The sequence below is a fragment of the uncultured Nitratireductor sp. genome (assembly GCF_913053745.1).
In the GTDB taxonomy this organism is placed as follows: domain Bacteria; phylum Pseudomonadota; class Alphaproteobacteria; order Rhizobiales; family Rhizobiaceae; genus Nitratireductor.
The window spans coordinates 1-15,060 of sequence record NZ_CAJXGF010000114.1; the positions used below are offsets into that span (position 1 = coordinate 1).

Genomic DNA, 15,060 nt, shown 5'->3' on the forward strand with positions numbered 1-15,060 from the left:
GCGGGTCGGAACGCTCGCCGACATCCAGGACTTCCTACCCGACGCCGATGTCGTCGTGCTTGCCTGCGCCCTCAACGAGGAGACCCGCGGCATGGCGGGACCCCGGTTCTTCGAGGCCGCCAGGGAGGGCAGCCTGCTGGTCAATATCGGGCGCGGGGGCCTCGTGGACGACGCGGCGCTGATCGCGGCGCTCGACAGCGGCCGGCTCTCCCGCGCCGTGCTCGACGTCTTCCACACGGAACCGCTGCCGCCGTCCGATCCGCTCTGGGCGCATCCTAAGATCACGCTGACCGCCCATACCTCCTTCAACGGCAGCGGCGTCCGGGCGCGCTGGGACGCGCTGTTCTTCGACAACCTGCCCCGGTTCCTCCGCGGCGAGGCCCTGAAGAACGAGGTCGCGCCGGGCTCTCTCTAGCGGGCGGAACGGGGCCGCCGGGCTGACACCCGTGCCAAGTTTTCCGTAGTCCCGCACGCATTCCGGTTCATACTTCCCGCAAAACAAGAACGTGCCGGGCAGCATCGTCTCCCGGCGCATCCAAGGGAGAACCGTCCATGCTCACACCCGACGAGATCGCCTTCTATCGCGACGAACGCCCCTGGGGTTTCATTCTGTTTGCACGCAATGTCGGCGAACCTGAACAACTGAGCGACCTGGTGGCCTCCATGCGCGAGAGCGTCGGGCGGCCGGATGCGCCGGTTTTTATCGATCAGGAAGGGGGGCGGGTACAGCGGCTTCGTCCGCCGATGGCGGCTGATTATCCGACAGCCTCCGAACTGGGCAAGGTTCATGCAAGGGATCCCCAGGCGGGTGTGCGCGCGGCGTGGCTGATGTCGCGCCTGCATGCGATGGACCTCAACCGTTACGGGATTACGGCGGACTGTCTGCCCGTTCTCGATGTTCCCATTGCTGGAGCGCACGACGTAATCGGCGACCGCGCCTATGCGCACGACCCGCAAACGGTGGTCGCACTCGGACGCGCGGCGAGCGAGGGGCTGATGGCCGGTGGCGTCCTGCCTGTTATGAAGCACGTGCCGGGCCATGGCAGGGCCTTTTCCGATAGTCACAAGGCATTGCCGCAGGTGAGGGCCTCTGTCGAGGAATTGCGTGCGCACGATTTCGTGTCTTTCAAGGCGCTGGCCGATCTGCCTATGGCGATGACGGCGCATATCGTCTTCCAGGCCATCGATCCCGCCCGGCCAGCAACCACATCGGAGAAAGTGATCCAGGAAATCATCCGCGGCGAAATCGGCTTTGACGGACTCCTGATGAGCGACGATGTGTCGATGCACGCACTTTCTGGGGATTTCTCGGAACGGGCCGAAGCAATCCTTGCGGCAGGCTGCGATCTTGTCCTTCACTGTCACGGGATCATGCCGGAAATGCGGGCCGTTGCCGAAAAGGCGCCGGAATTGTCGGGCAAGAGCCTGGAGCGGGCGAACCGTGCTCTGGCCTGCCTGCAACCGGGGGACGACACGGAAGAATTGGCCGCGCGCGCGGAGTTCGAGGCATACTTCGCGGCGGTCGCTTGACGATAAGGGTCTAAGACGCTTGGCGCAGAACGCTGAAAATACGGCCGTCAAACCGGCACCCATGGACAAGCTGTGGGACGACCAGGCCAAGGATCATGGCGTTTCCGAGCCTGCATTGACGGTCGATGTGGCCGGTTTTGAAGGTCCGCTCGACCTGCTTCTGCATCTGGCGCGCACACAGAAAGTGGATCTGGCGCGCATTTCCATTCTCGCTCTTGCAGAACAGTATATCGCCTTCATCGAGAAAGTGCGCAAAATGCGGCTGGAGCTGGCCGCCGACTATCTGGTCATGGCTGCTTGGCTCGCTTATTTGAAGTCGCGTCTGTTGATCCCCAAGAAGCCAGAGGATGAAGAGCCCACCGGCGAGGAAATGGCAGCGCTTCTGCAATTTCGTCTGAAACGGCTTGAGGCCATGCGCGACGCAGCCGCACGTCTCGTCAATCGCAATCGGCTGGGCCGGGATGTCTTTGCCCGTGGTATGCCTGAGCCGGTGATCGTTCAGAAGGAGAACGCTTTTAACGCGTCCCTTTACGATCTTTTGACCGCCTATGCGGCGCAACGCCAGCGCCGTGCGGTGACCAATGTACGCATCGCCAAGCGCGGCGTCTGGTCGCTCAAAGAGGCCCGCGAAATTCTGGTTCGCATGATCGGCGATTTCGGCGAATGGACAGCACTCGATCATTTTCTGATCCGTTTCATGACGAATGCCGAGGAACGGACAACTGCGACGGCAAGCTCGTTTGCCGCGTCCCTGGAATTGGTGCGGGAAGGCGCGCTGGAGATACGGCAGCAGGAGCCTTTCGCACCCATCTATATGCGCACGGGCAAGAAAGCGCCCGCCGGTCTGCTTGAGAATGCCGATGACTGAGAACAGCAATGTGGTTCCATTTGTCGCCACCGAAGGCGAGAACGAGCAGGAGAACGAGGCGCGTATGACGCTCTCGCCACATCTGGTCGAAGCCAAGCGCATGGTCGAGGCAATCATCTTTGCCAGTTCCGAGCCCGTTCCCGAGAAAGCTCTGACTGAACGCTTGCCGGAGGGCACGAATATCGCCGAGGCCCTCGAGGCATTGCGTCACGATTATGAAAAGCGCGGTGTGAACCTCGTGCAGGTGGAGAACAGTTGGGCGTTTCGCACGGCAAGCGATCTTTCGTTCCTGATGAACCGGAACGCTGTCCAGCAGCGCAAATTGTCGCGTGCGGCGCTCGAAATGTTGGCGGTGATCGCCTATCACCAGCCGGTGACGCGAGCCGAAATTGAAGAAATTCGTGGCGTCGAGACCTCAAAGGGGACACTCGATATTCTGCTGGAGACAGGCTGGGTAAAGATGCGTGGCCGCCGCCGCACGCCGGGTCGACCCGTAACCTATGGAACGAGCACGGAATTTCTCGATCATTTCGGCCTGGCGGAATTGCGTGACCTGCCGGGCATCGACGAGTTGAAGGGGGCGGGACTGCTTTCGGCCCGGATGCCTTCCAATTTCGCCGTGCCGCAGCCGATGACCGATCCGGACGAACTGACAGAGGACGAGGATCCACTAACGGATATCGATCTGGAAGAACTTGGTCTGTTGACACCGCTCGCAGAGGATGATTGACGGAAAGCCTGCGGGACGGGTAGCGCCTGCGATCCATCCAGGGATGCCGGTGTATGGACAGTGAGAAGCAAAGTTCGGCGCGTGGAACGGCCGGCGTCAGCTTCGCGGCGCGTTTGTCCTTCGACAACATCTCTCATTCTTACGCTTCGGGTGTGCAGACGTTGCGCGACGTTTCGTTGCACGCGGAGCCCGGAGAAGTGCTTTGCCTTCTCGGACCTTCAGGATCGGGCAAAACGACCCTGCTCAGGATTGCCGCCGGCATTGAGGCGCAGCGTTCCGGTCAGGTGTTTTTGAACGAACGGGAAATTGCCGGGCCGAGTATTTTCCTTCCGCCTGAAAAACGCTCCATAGGGCTCGTTTTTCAAGACTTTGCACTCTTTCCGCACCTAACCATTCTCGACAATGTGCGCTTCGGGCTGACCGCGCTTTCCGGCGACGAAGGCCGGCACGAAGCCATGATCGCGCTGGAACGCGTCGGCCTGGAACGCTATGCGCGTGCGTATCCCCATGTCCTCTCGGGCGGCGAACAGCAGCGGGTGGCGCTCGCGCGCGCGCTCGCGCCGCGTCCAGCTGTCCTTTTGATGGACGAGCCGTTTTCCGGCCTGGACTCCCGGTTGAAGGACACAGTGCGGGCCGAAACGCTGGCGATCCTGCGGCAGAGCCGCGCTACGGCCGTTGTGGTGACGCACGATGCCGAAGAGGCCATGCGGATGGGCGACCGGATCGCATTGCTTCGGGATGGTCGACTGGTGCAGGTCGGCACCGCGCAGGAACTTTATAACCGACCAGCCGATCTCTTCGTCGCAGGCTTCTTTTCCGAGATCAACGAGTTTCCCGCCCGGGTCCGTGCCGGAGGCGTGGAAACGCCGGTCGGACGGTTTTCCGCGAACGGCCTTGAAGACGGCGCGGCTGCGTCCGTTGCGGTGCGCCTTTCGGGATTTCAGGTGGATCAGAAGGGGGGAGCGGTGCCGGCGCGTATTGTTTCTCGCCGTTTCCTTGGCGTGGTGGAGTTTCTCGAGCTTGCCATACCCGGCGCGGAGCAGCACGTGCGTGCGCGCGTGCGCTGCGGACAACTCGAACCGGGCGTACGGGACATATGGCTGAACGTGGTTGCGACCGATGTGCTTGTGTTTGCGAGACAATCGTTTGAAACATCGAGCGAAAGCGCATAAATCAAATCAATGGCAATTGGTGAAAGAGACTGATCATGGGTTCCTTTTCAATCTGGCACTGGCTCATCGTGCTCGTCGTGGTGCTGCTTCTCTTCGGACGCGGCAAGATTCCCGAGCTAATGGGCGACATGGCCAAGGGCATCAAAAGCTTCAAGAAGGGCATGTCCGACGAGGATGAAGAAACCGCCAAGACGGTCGAGCATCAGGCCGACGAACCGGTGAAGGAAGCGAGCAAGCCGAGCAAGAAGAAGTCCGGCTGATTCGCGGCGTTTCGAGCAGCGTTTCCACTATCCGCTTCCCCCGGTGACCTATGTTTGATCTTGGCTGGCCCGAAATCATGGTGATCGCCATCGTCCTGATCGTGGTGGTCGGGCCGAAGGATTTGCCGCGCATGCTGCGCACGTTTGGACGCACGACCTCCAAGTTGCGCAGCATGGCGGGCGATTTCCGCAAGCAGTTCGATGAAGCGCTGCAGGAAGCGGAGCTCGATGACGTCAAGTCGATGGTCGACGATGCGCGCAAGCTGGATCCGCGCAATGAGATCAAGAAGCATCTGAACCCCATCGAGAAGGTGGGGCAGGATATTCGTTCCGGGCTAGACGCGGCCATGAAACCGCAGGCGGCGAAGTCGGGACCGCCGGCATCGAGCAAACCGCGTGCGGCTGAGCCGGCAAAGGCGGGTGCTGCCCGCATGCCGGGCGAAAACGATCCAAAGACGGCGAAGGCAGCGCGCAAGTCCGCAACCTCGGGCAAATCCAGGGCTGCCAGAAAACCCGCGACGAAATCCCGGAGCGCCAAATCTGGGAACGCGAAGCCTGGAACCGCCACCAAACCGAAAACGGCAAGCAAAACCAGGACGGCAGGCGCGGCCAAGCGCTCCGCCACCAAGAAGACCAGCGGAGACTAAGTCGTGAACGCCGAACGAGACGACGACATCGACCAGTCCTCCGCGCCGCTGCTCGATCACTTGATCGAACTCAGGTCGCGCCTCATCTGGGCGATCGCGGGCTTTTTCGTGGCCTTCCTCGTTTGCTTCTTCTTCGCCAAGCAGATTTTCAATCTTCTGGTTATCCCGTTCCAGTGGGCGACCGACTGGGCCGGTCTGGACGCGGACAAGGTGGACCTGATCTACACCGCGCCACAGGAATTCTTTTTCACCCAGATCAAGCTCGCCATGTTCGGCGGGCTGGTGCTCGCCTTTCCGGTGATCGCCATGCAGGTCTACAAATTCGTTGCGCCCGGCCTGTACCGCAACGAGCGGCGGGCGTTTATGCCGTTCCTGATCGCTTCGCCGATCCTGTTCATGATCGGCGCAGCACTCGTCTATTTCTTCTTCACGCCGATGGTGATGTGGTTCTTCCTGTCCATGCAGCAGGTGGGGCCGGACAACACGGTGCAGATTTCGCTTCTGCCCAAGGTTTCCGAGTATCTCGGCCTGATCATGACGCTGATCCTGTCGTTCGGACTGGTGTTCCAGCTTCCGGTGGTCACGACACTGATGGCGCGGGTCGGGCTGTTGACGTCGGCGGGGCTCGCCGACAAGCGCAAATATGCGATCGTTGCGGCCTTCGTCGCGGCGGCGATCCTGACGCCGCCGGACCCGGTGAGCCAGATCGGTCTTGCGCTTCCGACCATCCTTCTCTACGAAATTGCCATCTGGGCCGCCCGTATGGTCGAGCGCCAGCGCGAGAAGGAAAAGACCGCGCAGGACGAGACCGACGAAGCGGATCAGCCGACCGCCTAGATTTGCAGGCATTTCCTGTCGCTTTCGGGGCGGTTCACCGCAATCTCTCCGCGATTGGAAATCTGACATGCTCGACATCAAATGGATTCGCGAGAACCCGCAGGCGCTTGACGAAGCGCTCAGGAAGCGCGGCGCGGACCCTGAAAGCGCGAAGCTTCTTGCGCTCGACGAAGCGCGCCGCCAGCATCTGACGAAGCTGCAGGAAGCCCAGGAGCGCCGCAACGCCGCCTCCAAGGAGATCGGCAAGGCGATGGCCTCCGGCGACAAGGAGCTTGCCGAGAAGCTGAAGGCCGAGGTGTCGGAGCTGAAGAGTTTCGTGCAGGACGGCGAGGCTGAGGAACGACGCCATGACGCTGCGCTCAACGACGCGCTGGCGCGCATACCCAATGTTCCGCTCGACGATGTGCCCGAAGGGGCAGACGAAAGCGAGAATGTCCAGGTCCGCAAACATGGCGAACCCAGGCGAACCAACTGGTCGAAGGAGCATTTCGAGATCGGTGAGGCGCTCGGCCAGATGGATTTCGAGCGCGCTGCGAAGCTCTCGGGCGCGCGTTTCACGGTGCTTTCTGGCCAGCTTGCCCGCCTTGAGCGCGCGCTCGGCCAATTCATGCTCGACCTGCACACGCAGGAGCATGGCTACACGGAGGTGCAGCCGCCGCTTCTGGTACGCGACGATGCGATGTTCGGCACCGGGCAATTGCCGAAGTTTGAAACCGATTTGTTTGCTACACGCAAATCAAAGCGTCTCGATGATCAAGATTCAGAGATAATCGCTGAATTCAATCAGTATTCATCACAAGACATTGAGAAAATACCTGAAGCTGAGCGAGAGGTTTGGATAGCAAAACAGAAGGCTTTTCTGGAGCGTGCGGAGCGGGCAAATCGACTGTGGCTGATCCCCACCGCCGAAGTCTCGCTCACCAATCTGGTGCGGGAGGAAATCCTCGATGGCGAGAAGCTGCCGCTGCGCTTTACGGCGCTGACGCCGTGCTTCCGTTCGGAGGCCGGGTCGGCCGGGCGCGACACGCGCGGCATGCTGCGCCAGCACCAGTTCTACAAGGTCGAGCTCGTTTCGATCACCGATGCCGAAAGCGCGATTGACGAGCATGAGCGCATGACGGCCTGTGCCGAAACCGTGCTCAAGAAGCTCGATCTTCCATTCCGCACCATGGTGCTGTGTGCGGGCGACATGGGCTTTGGCGCACGCAAAACCTACGATCTGGAAGTGTGGCTGCCGGGGCAGAACGCCTATCGTGAAATCTCGTCCTGCTCGGTCTGCGGCGATTTCCAGGGGCGGCGTATGAATGCGCGCTATCGGGTTGCGGGCGAGAAGCAGACACGCTTCGTGCACACGCTCAACGGCTCGGGAACGGCTGTCGGCCGGGCGCTGATCGCGGTTCTGGAAAACTACCAGAACGAAGATGGGAGTGTCACGATACCGTCAGCGCTGAAACCCTATATGGGCGGCCTGGAGAAGATCGAAGCATTAGAGGATTGAGACTTTGCGCATTCTGTTGACCAATGACGATGGCATTCACGCTGAGGGGCTGGCGGTTCTCGAGCGGATTGCCCGCACGCTGAGCGACGATGTCTGGGTTGTGGCGCCTGAAACCGACCAGTCGGGCTTCGCTCATTCGTTGTCGCTGTCGGAGCCGCTCAGAATGCGCAAGATCGATGAGCGGCATTATGCGTTGCGCGGCACACCCACCGATTGTGTGATCATGGGCGTGCGGCACGTGATGGACACACCGCCGGACCTGATCCTGTCGGGTGTCAACAATGGCACCAACATTGCCGACGACATCACCTATTCGGGCACCGTCGCTGGCGCGATGGAGGGCACGCTTCTCGGTATTCCGTCTTTTGCGCTCAGCCAAGCCTACGATTTTACCGATGAAAGCGGTTATATTCCGTTCGGCACGGCGGAGGCGCTCGCGCCGCCGCTTCTGAAGAAACTCGTCGAGCGGCCCATGCCGGAAGGGGTGCTGATCAATATGAATTTTCCCGATTGCGCTGCGGAGGACGCCAAGGGCACGATGGTGACGGCGCAGGGAAAGATGGTGCACGGGCTGGGCGTCGAAGAGCGCCGCGACGGGCGCAATTTTCCCTATTTCTGGCTGCGCTTCGGCCGCAAGCAGGCCGATATCCGCCAGGGCAGCGATCAGGCGGCGATCCGTGACGGCTACGTCTCGGTGACGCCTCTGCATCTGGACCTGACGGCGCATGAGGTGCGCGACCAGCTTACGAAAGCGTTGGCATGACCGAGCCGGGACACGAGCGCGAGAGTTTTGCCGCGTTCATGTTGCGCATGCGCGCACGCGGAATCGGCGACAAGGCGCTCTTCGCGGCCATGGAAGCGTCCCCGCGCGGCAGTTTCCTGCCATCTGAATGGTATGCATCGGCCTGGTCCGACCGCATGGTGCCGATTGCCTGCGGCGAAGCCATCGAAGGATGCGATCTACAGGCGCGGGTGATCGATGCGCTGGCGCTTTCCGCCGGTCACCGGGTTCTCGAGATTGGCACCGGATCCGGTTTCACGGCAGCCGTGATGGGGCGGCTTTCAGGCCGTGTGCTGACGCTCGACCGTTATCGGACATTGGGTGCGGAGGCGCAATTGCGCTGGGAGCATCTTGGCATCACCAACGTGATGGCACGCCATGCCGATGGCCTCGATGGAGCGGCTTCCGATGGACCTTTCGACCGAATCGTAGCCTGGGCCGCTTTCGAGGAAATGCCACGCCGTTTCGTCGACCAACTCGCCACCGGGGGCATCATGATCGCACCCATCGGTTCCGGCAACGATGTGCAGACGATGGCGAAACTTGAAAAGATTGGCAGCCGCTTTGAGCGCACAGACCTTGAGAACGTGCGCCTTCAGCCGCTTTTCAAAGGGGCGGCGGACGCACTCTGACCGTGTTTCCTGTTCCGCTCAGCAACAATTTTCATGCGCGGCTTAACGGCTGAGTAACATTAACGCGATTTAATTGCTCGTGTTCAGGTATTGGGTACGCGGGTAGTTACATGCGTTGCATTACACGGAGTTTCGATCGTTCGCTTCTGCGCGGAGCTGCTGTCATCTTGATTGGCGGTGTCGCAGCCGGATGCAGTTCCGACGTATCGCGGTTCAGGTCCAGCGATTTCGCCAGTACGGCTTCGACGAACCGCAGCGTGGCCATGGCGCCCGCAAGTCAGCCCTATCCGGGCGATACGGGCGGCGGTCTCGACAACACCTACACCGGATCGATCAATCGGCAGGGGAGCAATCCGCGTCCGGCCGGTCTTGTCGGAGGGGCGGCTCAACAACCGCTGCCAGCGCCGACGAACACCGCAGCGCGCGCTGCGACCAGGCCTGTCGATCTGACCTCCGGCAATGTTTCCAGCGAAAGTGTGCAGCGCCAACCTATCGCCGCTCCGTCGCAGTCGACACAGGCTGCCGCCGCGCCCGCTCAGCCGCAACTCGATCGTACCTCGACCGGTTCTGTGTCGCGTCAGCCGTCGCAAAATCAGGCGCCCGCCCGAAATGACCGGAATGCGAGTGCCGGCTCCAGCGATCCGCGCGGGATGAAGGTCACCGTGCGTGAGGGCGAAACGGCCTACGCTCTGTCGCAACGTTTCGGTGTTCCGGTTGCCGCGATACTGAGCGCCAACGATCTTTCGAGTGCTGCGGATCTGCGTGCCGGCCGGGAGATCGTGATCCCGACCTATGCTTATTCGCAGCGTAATGCGAATCAGGACGCGCGCCCGCAACGACAGGCCACGCGTGAGCCGGTTCCAAACGAACCGGCGCCGCAGCGCGAACCGCAGGAGCGCCTAGCAGTCCTGCGCGAATCGCCGCGACCGAAACCGCGGCCCCAGAGCTCCGAAACCAGCAATGCAGCGACGAACTCAAACACCGGCAATGAAGCGCGAGCCAATGCAAGCGCAGGCGGTTCCTATACCGTTGCATCCGGTGATACGCTATACGGCATCGCCCGCAAGACGGGAGCAAGCGTTGCCAACATCAAGGCTGCAAATGGCCTTTCGGACGGATACCTTCAGGTCGGTCAGACGCTGACCATTCCTTCTGGCAATGTCGCTCAGCCGACCCAGGTGGCGAGCACGCCGAAAACCGTCGACAAAACGACGACCAGCGCGACGACGCGCGAACCGTCACAAGTGGTGATGACGTCGACGCAGAAAGCGGCTTCGTCCGGCGAGACCCAGGTTGCGGCTGTCGCGACCCAGAGCGAGGACGTGGCGCCGGATTCCACCGGTATCGGCAAGCTGCGCTGGCCGGTCAGAGGACGAATAGTTTCCGATTTCGGCAGCACATCGGGTTCCACCCGCAACGATGGTGTCGATATTGCGGTTCCGGCGGGCACGCCGGTCAAAGCCGCCGAGAACGGTGTGGTGATTTATGCCGGGGATGGACTCAAGGAGTTCGGAAACACGGTTCTGGTGCGTCACGACAACGGAATGGTGACGGTCTATGGCCACGCCAGTGCGCTAAGGGTAAAGCGTGGCGAAAAGGTCCGTCGCGGCCAGGAGATCGCGCTCTCGGGCATGAGCGGCAGTGCCGATCGTCCAAAACTGCACTTCGAGGTGCGCAAGGATGCGACGCCCGTCAATCCGACCGGGTATCTGGAGTAGCCGTTCCCCCGATAATCAGAAAAAAGCGCTGCGGCCCGCCAGACCTCCGGTCGGGCCGCCCCTTTGACCCGCCTGCAATGGCGGGCTTTTTGTTGCGGCGATCGGCGCTTTGCCGGTTCAGCCGTCCAGGCGTTGTCCGAGGCGCCCGGCCAGATCCTGAATGAACTGCCAGGCGACGCGGCCCGAGCGACTGCCGCGCGTTGTGGCCCATTCGAGCGCTTCGGCGCGCAGGGCTTCCGGGTCGGCGTCGAGCCCGTAATGGTCGACATAACCGTCGATCATCGCCAGATAGTCATCCTGCGAGCATTTGTGGAAGCCCAGCCAGAGGCCGAAACGGTCGGACAGCGACACTTTCTCCTCGACCGCTTCCGACGGGTTTATGGCGGTCGAGCGCTCGTTCTCGATCATGTCGCGCGGCAGAAGGTGGCGCCGGTTGGACGTGGCGTAGAGGATGACGTTGGCCGGCCGACCCTCGACGCCGCCTTCCAGTGCCGCTTTGAGCGACTTGTAGGATGTGTCGTTCTGGTCGAAGGACAGATCGTCGCAGAAGAGGATGAAGCGGAAGGGGGCGGGTTTCAAGAACGCCATGAGTTCTGGAAGGGTCTCGATATCCTCGCGGTGGATCTCGACGAGTTTGAGCGGCGGTTGTCCGGCCTTCGCAATACGGTTGATCTCGGCATGCACCGCTTTAACCAGCGACGATTTGCCCATGCCGCGCGCGCCCCATAGGAGCACATTGTTGGCGGGCAGACCCTTGGCGAAACGATCGGTATTGTCGACCAGGATATCGCGCACACGATCGACGCCGCGAATAAGGGCGATTTCCACGCGATTGACCTTTTCGATGGGTTCCAATGTCCTGTGCTCGGCTTGCCAGACGAAACAATCGGCGGCATCGAAGCGGGGAGGAACAGCCGTTGCGGGCCCCAGCCGCGTTACGGCGTCGATCAGCCGGTCGAGTTTCTCGGACAGCGCGTCGATGGACTTGTCGGACATGATTTCCTCGCGATGGAGCAACCGGTTGTGTGAGCCGTACCGTACGGTACGGTTCTTTCACAGGCTCCGGCAATTTGCAAGCCGGGAAGGGCCGACTGCGGTACTGCGCGTGGCGTGTATGCGCACACGCGTTCAGAAGTGCGTGCGCAAACACGCCGAACAGTTGCAATGAAGGGGCGAAAGTCTATATTCCGGCCACCTTTATGACCAGCCGGCTGTCCGGCGCTTATCAGGAGTTTTTCATGTTCATCACCCCGGCATACGCACAGGCTGGCGCAGGCGGAACGCCCGATATCTTTGTCAGCATCCTGCCATTCGTCCTGATCTTCGTGATCATGTATTTCCTTATAATCCGTCCGCAACGTCAGCAGATGAAAAAGCGCTCTGAAATGCTGGCTGCTGTGCGCCGCGGCGATACGGTGGTGACTGGCGGTGGTCTTGTCGGCAAGGTCACGAAGGTGATCAACGATTCAGAGCTCGAAGTCGATCTCGGCGGCGGCAACAAGGTAACCGCAATGCGTTCGATGCTTGCCGAGGTTCGCGTGAAGGGCGAGCCGGTGGCCGACAACAGCCAGTCCGCCAAGAAATAACCGCAATATGACGTGATTGCCGGGAAGGGCCGGCAAAACGGCCCTCCCAAACCGAACCGACGAGGCCCCATGCTACATTTCTCGCGCTGGCAAACGATCCTTATCTGGCTGGCCGTGGCGCTTGGCGTCGCCTATGCGGCGCCGAACATCATCCCGCCATCCTATTTGTCTTCGATGCCGAGCTGGGCGCCGTCGCGGCCGATGACCCTGGGCCTCGACCTTCAGGGCGGTTCGCACATTCTTCTGCAGATCGAGAAACAGGAACTGATCGAAGAGCGTATCGTCACGACGCGCGACGACATCCGCCGTCTGCTGCGCGAAAAGCGGATCGGTTATACGGGGCTGACGGGTTCGGGCCAGAGCGTACAAGTGCGCATTCGCGACACGGCACAGGTGGAAGCGGCCAAAGAAGCTTTGAGTGATCTGACCCAGCCGGTCAATTCCGGTCTGTTCAGCGGGGGTACGGTGACCGAGCTTCAATTGTCGGAGCCAGAACCCGGCCTTTTGCGGTACTCACTGACGGAGGAGGGGACCGCTTATCGGGTTTCTTCCGCGCTCTCGCAGTCCATCGAAGTGGTGAGCCGCCGCGTCAACGAGCTCGGCACGACGGAGCCGGTCATTCAACGTCAGGGGGACGACCGTATCCTGGTTCAGGTGCCAGGCTTGCAGGACCCGCAGCGTCTGAAGGATATTCTCGGTCAGACAGCGAAGCTCACTTTTCAGATGGTCGATCAGACCGTGCCCGTGCAGGAAGCCATCGAGGGTCGCCCGCCGATCGGCACGACGGTCAAATATTCCGTGGACGACCCGCCCGTACCCTATCTGATTGAGGACCGGGTAATCGTTTCTGGCGAGAACCTGGTCGATGCGCAGGCGACGTTCGACCAGCGCACCAACGAACCTGTGGTGAGCTTCCGCTTCGACACGAAGGGGGCGACGCGTTTCGGCCAGGCGACGCAAGAAAATGTCGGGCGTCTGTTCGCGATTATTCTCGACGACCAGGTGATTTCGGCCCCGCAGATCCGCGAGCCCATCCTGGGCGGGACGGGCCAGATTTCCGGTAGCTTCGACGTTCAGTCGGCCAACGATCTGGCGGTGCTTCTGCGCGCTGGCGCGCTGCCGGCGACCCTAACCATCATCGAGGAGCGCACCGTTGGGCCGGGTCTCGGCCAGGATTCCATCGATGCCGGCAAGATTGCGTCGATGATCGGTGCGGTGCTCGTCGTTCTGTTCATGGTCGCAGCATACGGTCTGCTCGGCGTTTTCGCCGTGGTGGCGCTGGCGGCCAACATCACGATGATTATCGCGATACTCTCGGCGCTGGGCGCGACACTGACATTGCCGGGCATCGCAGGCATTGTGCTGACCATCGGCATGGCGGTCGATTCCAGCGTTCTCATTTTCGAGCGCATACGTGAGGAAAGGGCCGGCGGACGGTCGCTGATCCAGGCGGTCGACTCAGGATTCTCCAAGGCTTTGGCCACCATTGTCGACGCCAATGTAACGACCCTCATCGCGGCCATCATTCTTTTCTATCTGGGATCCGGACCGATCCGTGGATTTGCCGTCACGCTGGCCATCGGCATCGCCACGACGGTGTTTACCGCCTATACGCTGACGCGCTGGATCGTTGCCGAATGGGTGCGCCGCCGGCGTCCCAAGGAGTTGCCACGCACGCCATTGCGATTTGTTCCTGACAACAGCAGCGTCGGCTTCATGAAGCTGCGCCGCGTGACTTTCACGCTTTCGGCCATCGCCTCGATCGCTGCCGTGGCGCTGTTCATGACCGTCAACATGAACTACGGCATCGACTTCAAGGGCGGTTCGGCGATCGAAGTTCAGTCCCGGGAGGGGCCGGCCGATATCGCCGACATCCGGGCCCGCCTGTCGGGACTCAATCTCGGCGAAGTACAAGTGCAGGAGTTCGGCGATCCGCGCGAAGTTCTAATCCGCGTTCAGGCGCAGGATGGTGGTGAGAACGCCGAGCAAACAGTGATTACCAAGGTGCGCGGTGAACTCGAGGACACCTACGACTTCCGCCGTGTCGAAGTGGTGGGACCGACGGTTTCCGGCGAGCTTGCGCGCGCGGGCACGATTGCGGTTCTCGTCTCGCTGATGGCAATCCTGATCTATATCTGGCTGCGCTTCGAGTGGCAGTTTGCCGTGGGTGCGATCCTCGCCACGCTGCACGATGTTATCATGACGATCGGCTTCTTCGTCGTGACCGGTATCGAGTTCAATCTGACGAGCATCGCGGCGATTCTGACAATCGTGGGCTATTCGCTGAACGATACGGTGGTGGTCTATGACCGCGTGCGCGAATACCTACGCAAGTTCAAGAAGATGCCCATCAGTGAATTGATCGACATTTCGATCAACTCGATGCTGTCGCGCACCATCATGACCTCGCTGACCACGCTGTTGGCGCTCATATCGCTCGTCGTCTTCGGCGGAGAAGTGATCCGCGGCTTTACGATCTCCATGTCGTGGGGCGTGCTGGTCGGGACCTATTCCTCGATCTTCATTGCTGCGCCGATCCTGATTTTCTTCGGCCTCAAGACCCGTGAAGTTGTGGAGAAAAAGGCTGAAGAGAAGCGCGCAGACGGCGCTGCCGTTTGACCCGATGAAGGGCGAGGGTGGAATCCGGGACGGGTATTATCCCTACCAGGCCTCGATTGACGCCTATGGCAACGGCGGCTTCCGCTTTGCCGACATGTCGCATCGTGGCTCCTTGCTCTGCCTGCCCACCGGCATGCAAGCCTGGGCGGTCAAAGGAATTGCGGACATCACGCGCAAGAGCC

The 15,060-nt window shown here is 61.1% G+C and carries 14 protein-coding genes and 2 pseudogenes; 15 read left to right on the forward strand and 1 reads right to left on the reverse strand.

Annotated elements, in window-relative coordinates; translation table 11 throughout:
- From QZ638_RS16910 to QZ638_RS16965, 13 genes and pseudogenes are all read left to right on the forward strand, one after another.
- On the forward strand, window positions 1-415 hold a 415-nt coding region (locus QZ638_RS16910), incomplete at its 5' end, for an NAD(P)-dependent oxidoreductase (RefSeq protein ID WP_295812931.1).
- Between the two features lie 137 nt (window positions 416-552).
- On the forward strand, window positions 553-1,530 hold the full coding sequence (nagZ, locus tag QZ638_RS16915; protein WP_295812934.1) for a beta-N-acetylhexosaminidase: 978 nt from the start codon (window positions 553-555) through the stop codon (window positions 1,528-1,530).
- A 61-nt stretch (window positions 1,531-1,591) separates the two neighbouring features.
- On the forward strand, window positions 1,592-2,398 hold the full coding sequence (locus QZ638_RS16920; protein WP_295812971.1) for a ScpA family protein: 807 nt from the start codon (window positions 1,592-1,594) through the stop codon (window positions 2,396-2,398).
- Complete coding sequence (gene scpB / locus QZ638_RS16925; RefSeq protein WP_295812936.1) at window positions 2,391-3,128, forward strand: SMC-Scp complex subunit ScpB; 738 nt, start codon at window positions 2,391-2,393, stop codon at window positions 3,126-3,128. Before QZ638_RS16920 ends, scpB begins: the two co-directional genes overlap by 8 nt.
- 53 nt (window positions 3,129-3,181) lie before the next feature.
- Window positions 3,182-4,300 (forward strand): ABC transporter ATP-binding protein, encoded by a 1,119-nt coding sequence (locus tag QZ638_RS16930; RefSeq protein WP_295812939.1) that lies wholly within the window; start codon window positions 3,182-3,184, stop codon window positions 4,298-4,300.
- Window positions 4,301-4,335: 35 nt separating this feature from the next.
- The gene (locus QZ638_RS16935; RefSeq protein WP_295812942.1) at window positions 4,336-4,560 is read left to right on the forward strand and encodes a twin-arginine translocase TatA/TatE family subunit; all 225 of its coding nucleotides are present in this window, start codon (window positions 4,336-4,338) and stop codon (window positions 4,558-4,560) included.
- Between the two features lie 50 nt (window positions 4,561-4,610).
- Window positions 4,611-5,207: a Sec-independent protein translocase protein TatB gene (tatB, locus tag QZ638_RS16940; protein ID WP_295812945.1), complete on the forward strand. Its 597-nt coding sequence runs from the start codon at window positions 4,611-4,613 to the stop codon at window positions 5,205-5,207.
- Window positions 5,208-5,210: 3 nt separating this feature from the next.
- Window positions 5,211-6,044, forward strand: coding sequence for a twin-arginine translocase subunit TatC (tatC, locus tag QZ638_RS16945; RefSeq protein WP_295812948.1), 834 nt, complete (start codon window positions 5,211-5,213; stop codon window positions 6,042-6,044).
- A 67-nt stretch (window positions 6,045-6,111) separates the two neighbouring features.
- Window positions 6,112-6,768, forward strand: a pseudogene (locus QZ638_RS23365) (serine--tRNA ligase); the annotation flags it as partial.
- A gap of 162 nt (window positions 6,769-6,930) precedes the next feature.
- Window positions 6,931-7,542: pseudogene (serS, locus tag QZ638_RS23370) on the forward strand (serine--tRNA ligase); the annotation flags it as partial.
- Between the two features lie 4 nt (window positions 7,543-7,546).
- Window positions 7,547-8,305, forward strand: a complete 759-nt coding sequence (surE, locus tag QZ638_RS16955; protein ID WP_295812952.1) for a 5'/3'-nucleotidase SurE — start codon at window positions 7,547-7,549, stop codon at window positions 8,303-8,305.
- Window positions 8,302-8,955 (forward strand): protein-L-isoaspartate(D-aspartate) O-methyltransferase, encoded by a 654-nt coding sequence (locus QZ638_RS16960; RefSeq protein ID WP_295812954.1) that lies wholly within the window; start codon window positions 8,302-8,304, stop codon window positions 8,953-8,955. Before surE ends, QZ638_RS16960 begins: the two co-directional genes overlap by 4 nt.
- 263 nt (window positions 8,956-9,218) lie before the next feature.
- Entirely contained in the window at window positions 9,219-10,673 is a 1,455-nt protein-coding gene (locus tag QZ638_RS16965) for a peptidoglycan DD-metalloendopeptidase family protein (RefSeq protein WP_366936251.1), read from the forward strand.
- A 117-nt stretch (window positions 10,674-10,790) separates the two neighbouring features.
- Here the strand turns inward: QZ638_RS16965 and QZ638_RS16970 are convergent, their stop codons facing one another.
- Complete coding sequence (locus tag QZ638_RS16970; RefSeq protein ID WP_295812962.1) at window positions 10,791-11,669, reverse strand: ATP-binding protein; 879 nt, start codon at window positions 11,667-11,669, stop codon at window positions 10,791-10,793.
- 242 nt (window positions 11,670-11,911) lie between these two features.
- On the opposite strand from QZ638_RS16970, the gene yajC reads away from it, so the two are divergent.
- Both yajC and secDF read left to right on the forward strand, forming a co-directional pair.
- Window positions 11,912-12,259 carry a preprotein translocase subunit YajC gene (yajC, locus tag QZ638_RS16975; protein ID WP_295812964.1) on the forward strand — a complete coding sequence of 116 codons (348 nt, stop codon included), beginning with the start codon at window positions 11,912-11,914 and terminating at the stop codon, window positions 12,257-12,259.
- Between the two features lie 69 nt (window positions 12,260-12,328).
- Window positions 12,329-14,878, forward strand: coding sequence for a protein translocase subunit SecDF (gene secDF / locus QZ638_RS16980; RefSeq protein WP_295812967.1), 2,550 nt, complete (start codon window positions 12,329-12,331; stop codon window positions 14,876-14,878).
- Window positions 14,879-15,060: the final 182 nt, after the last annotated feature.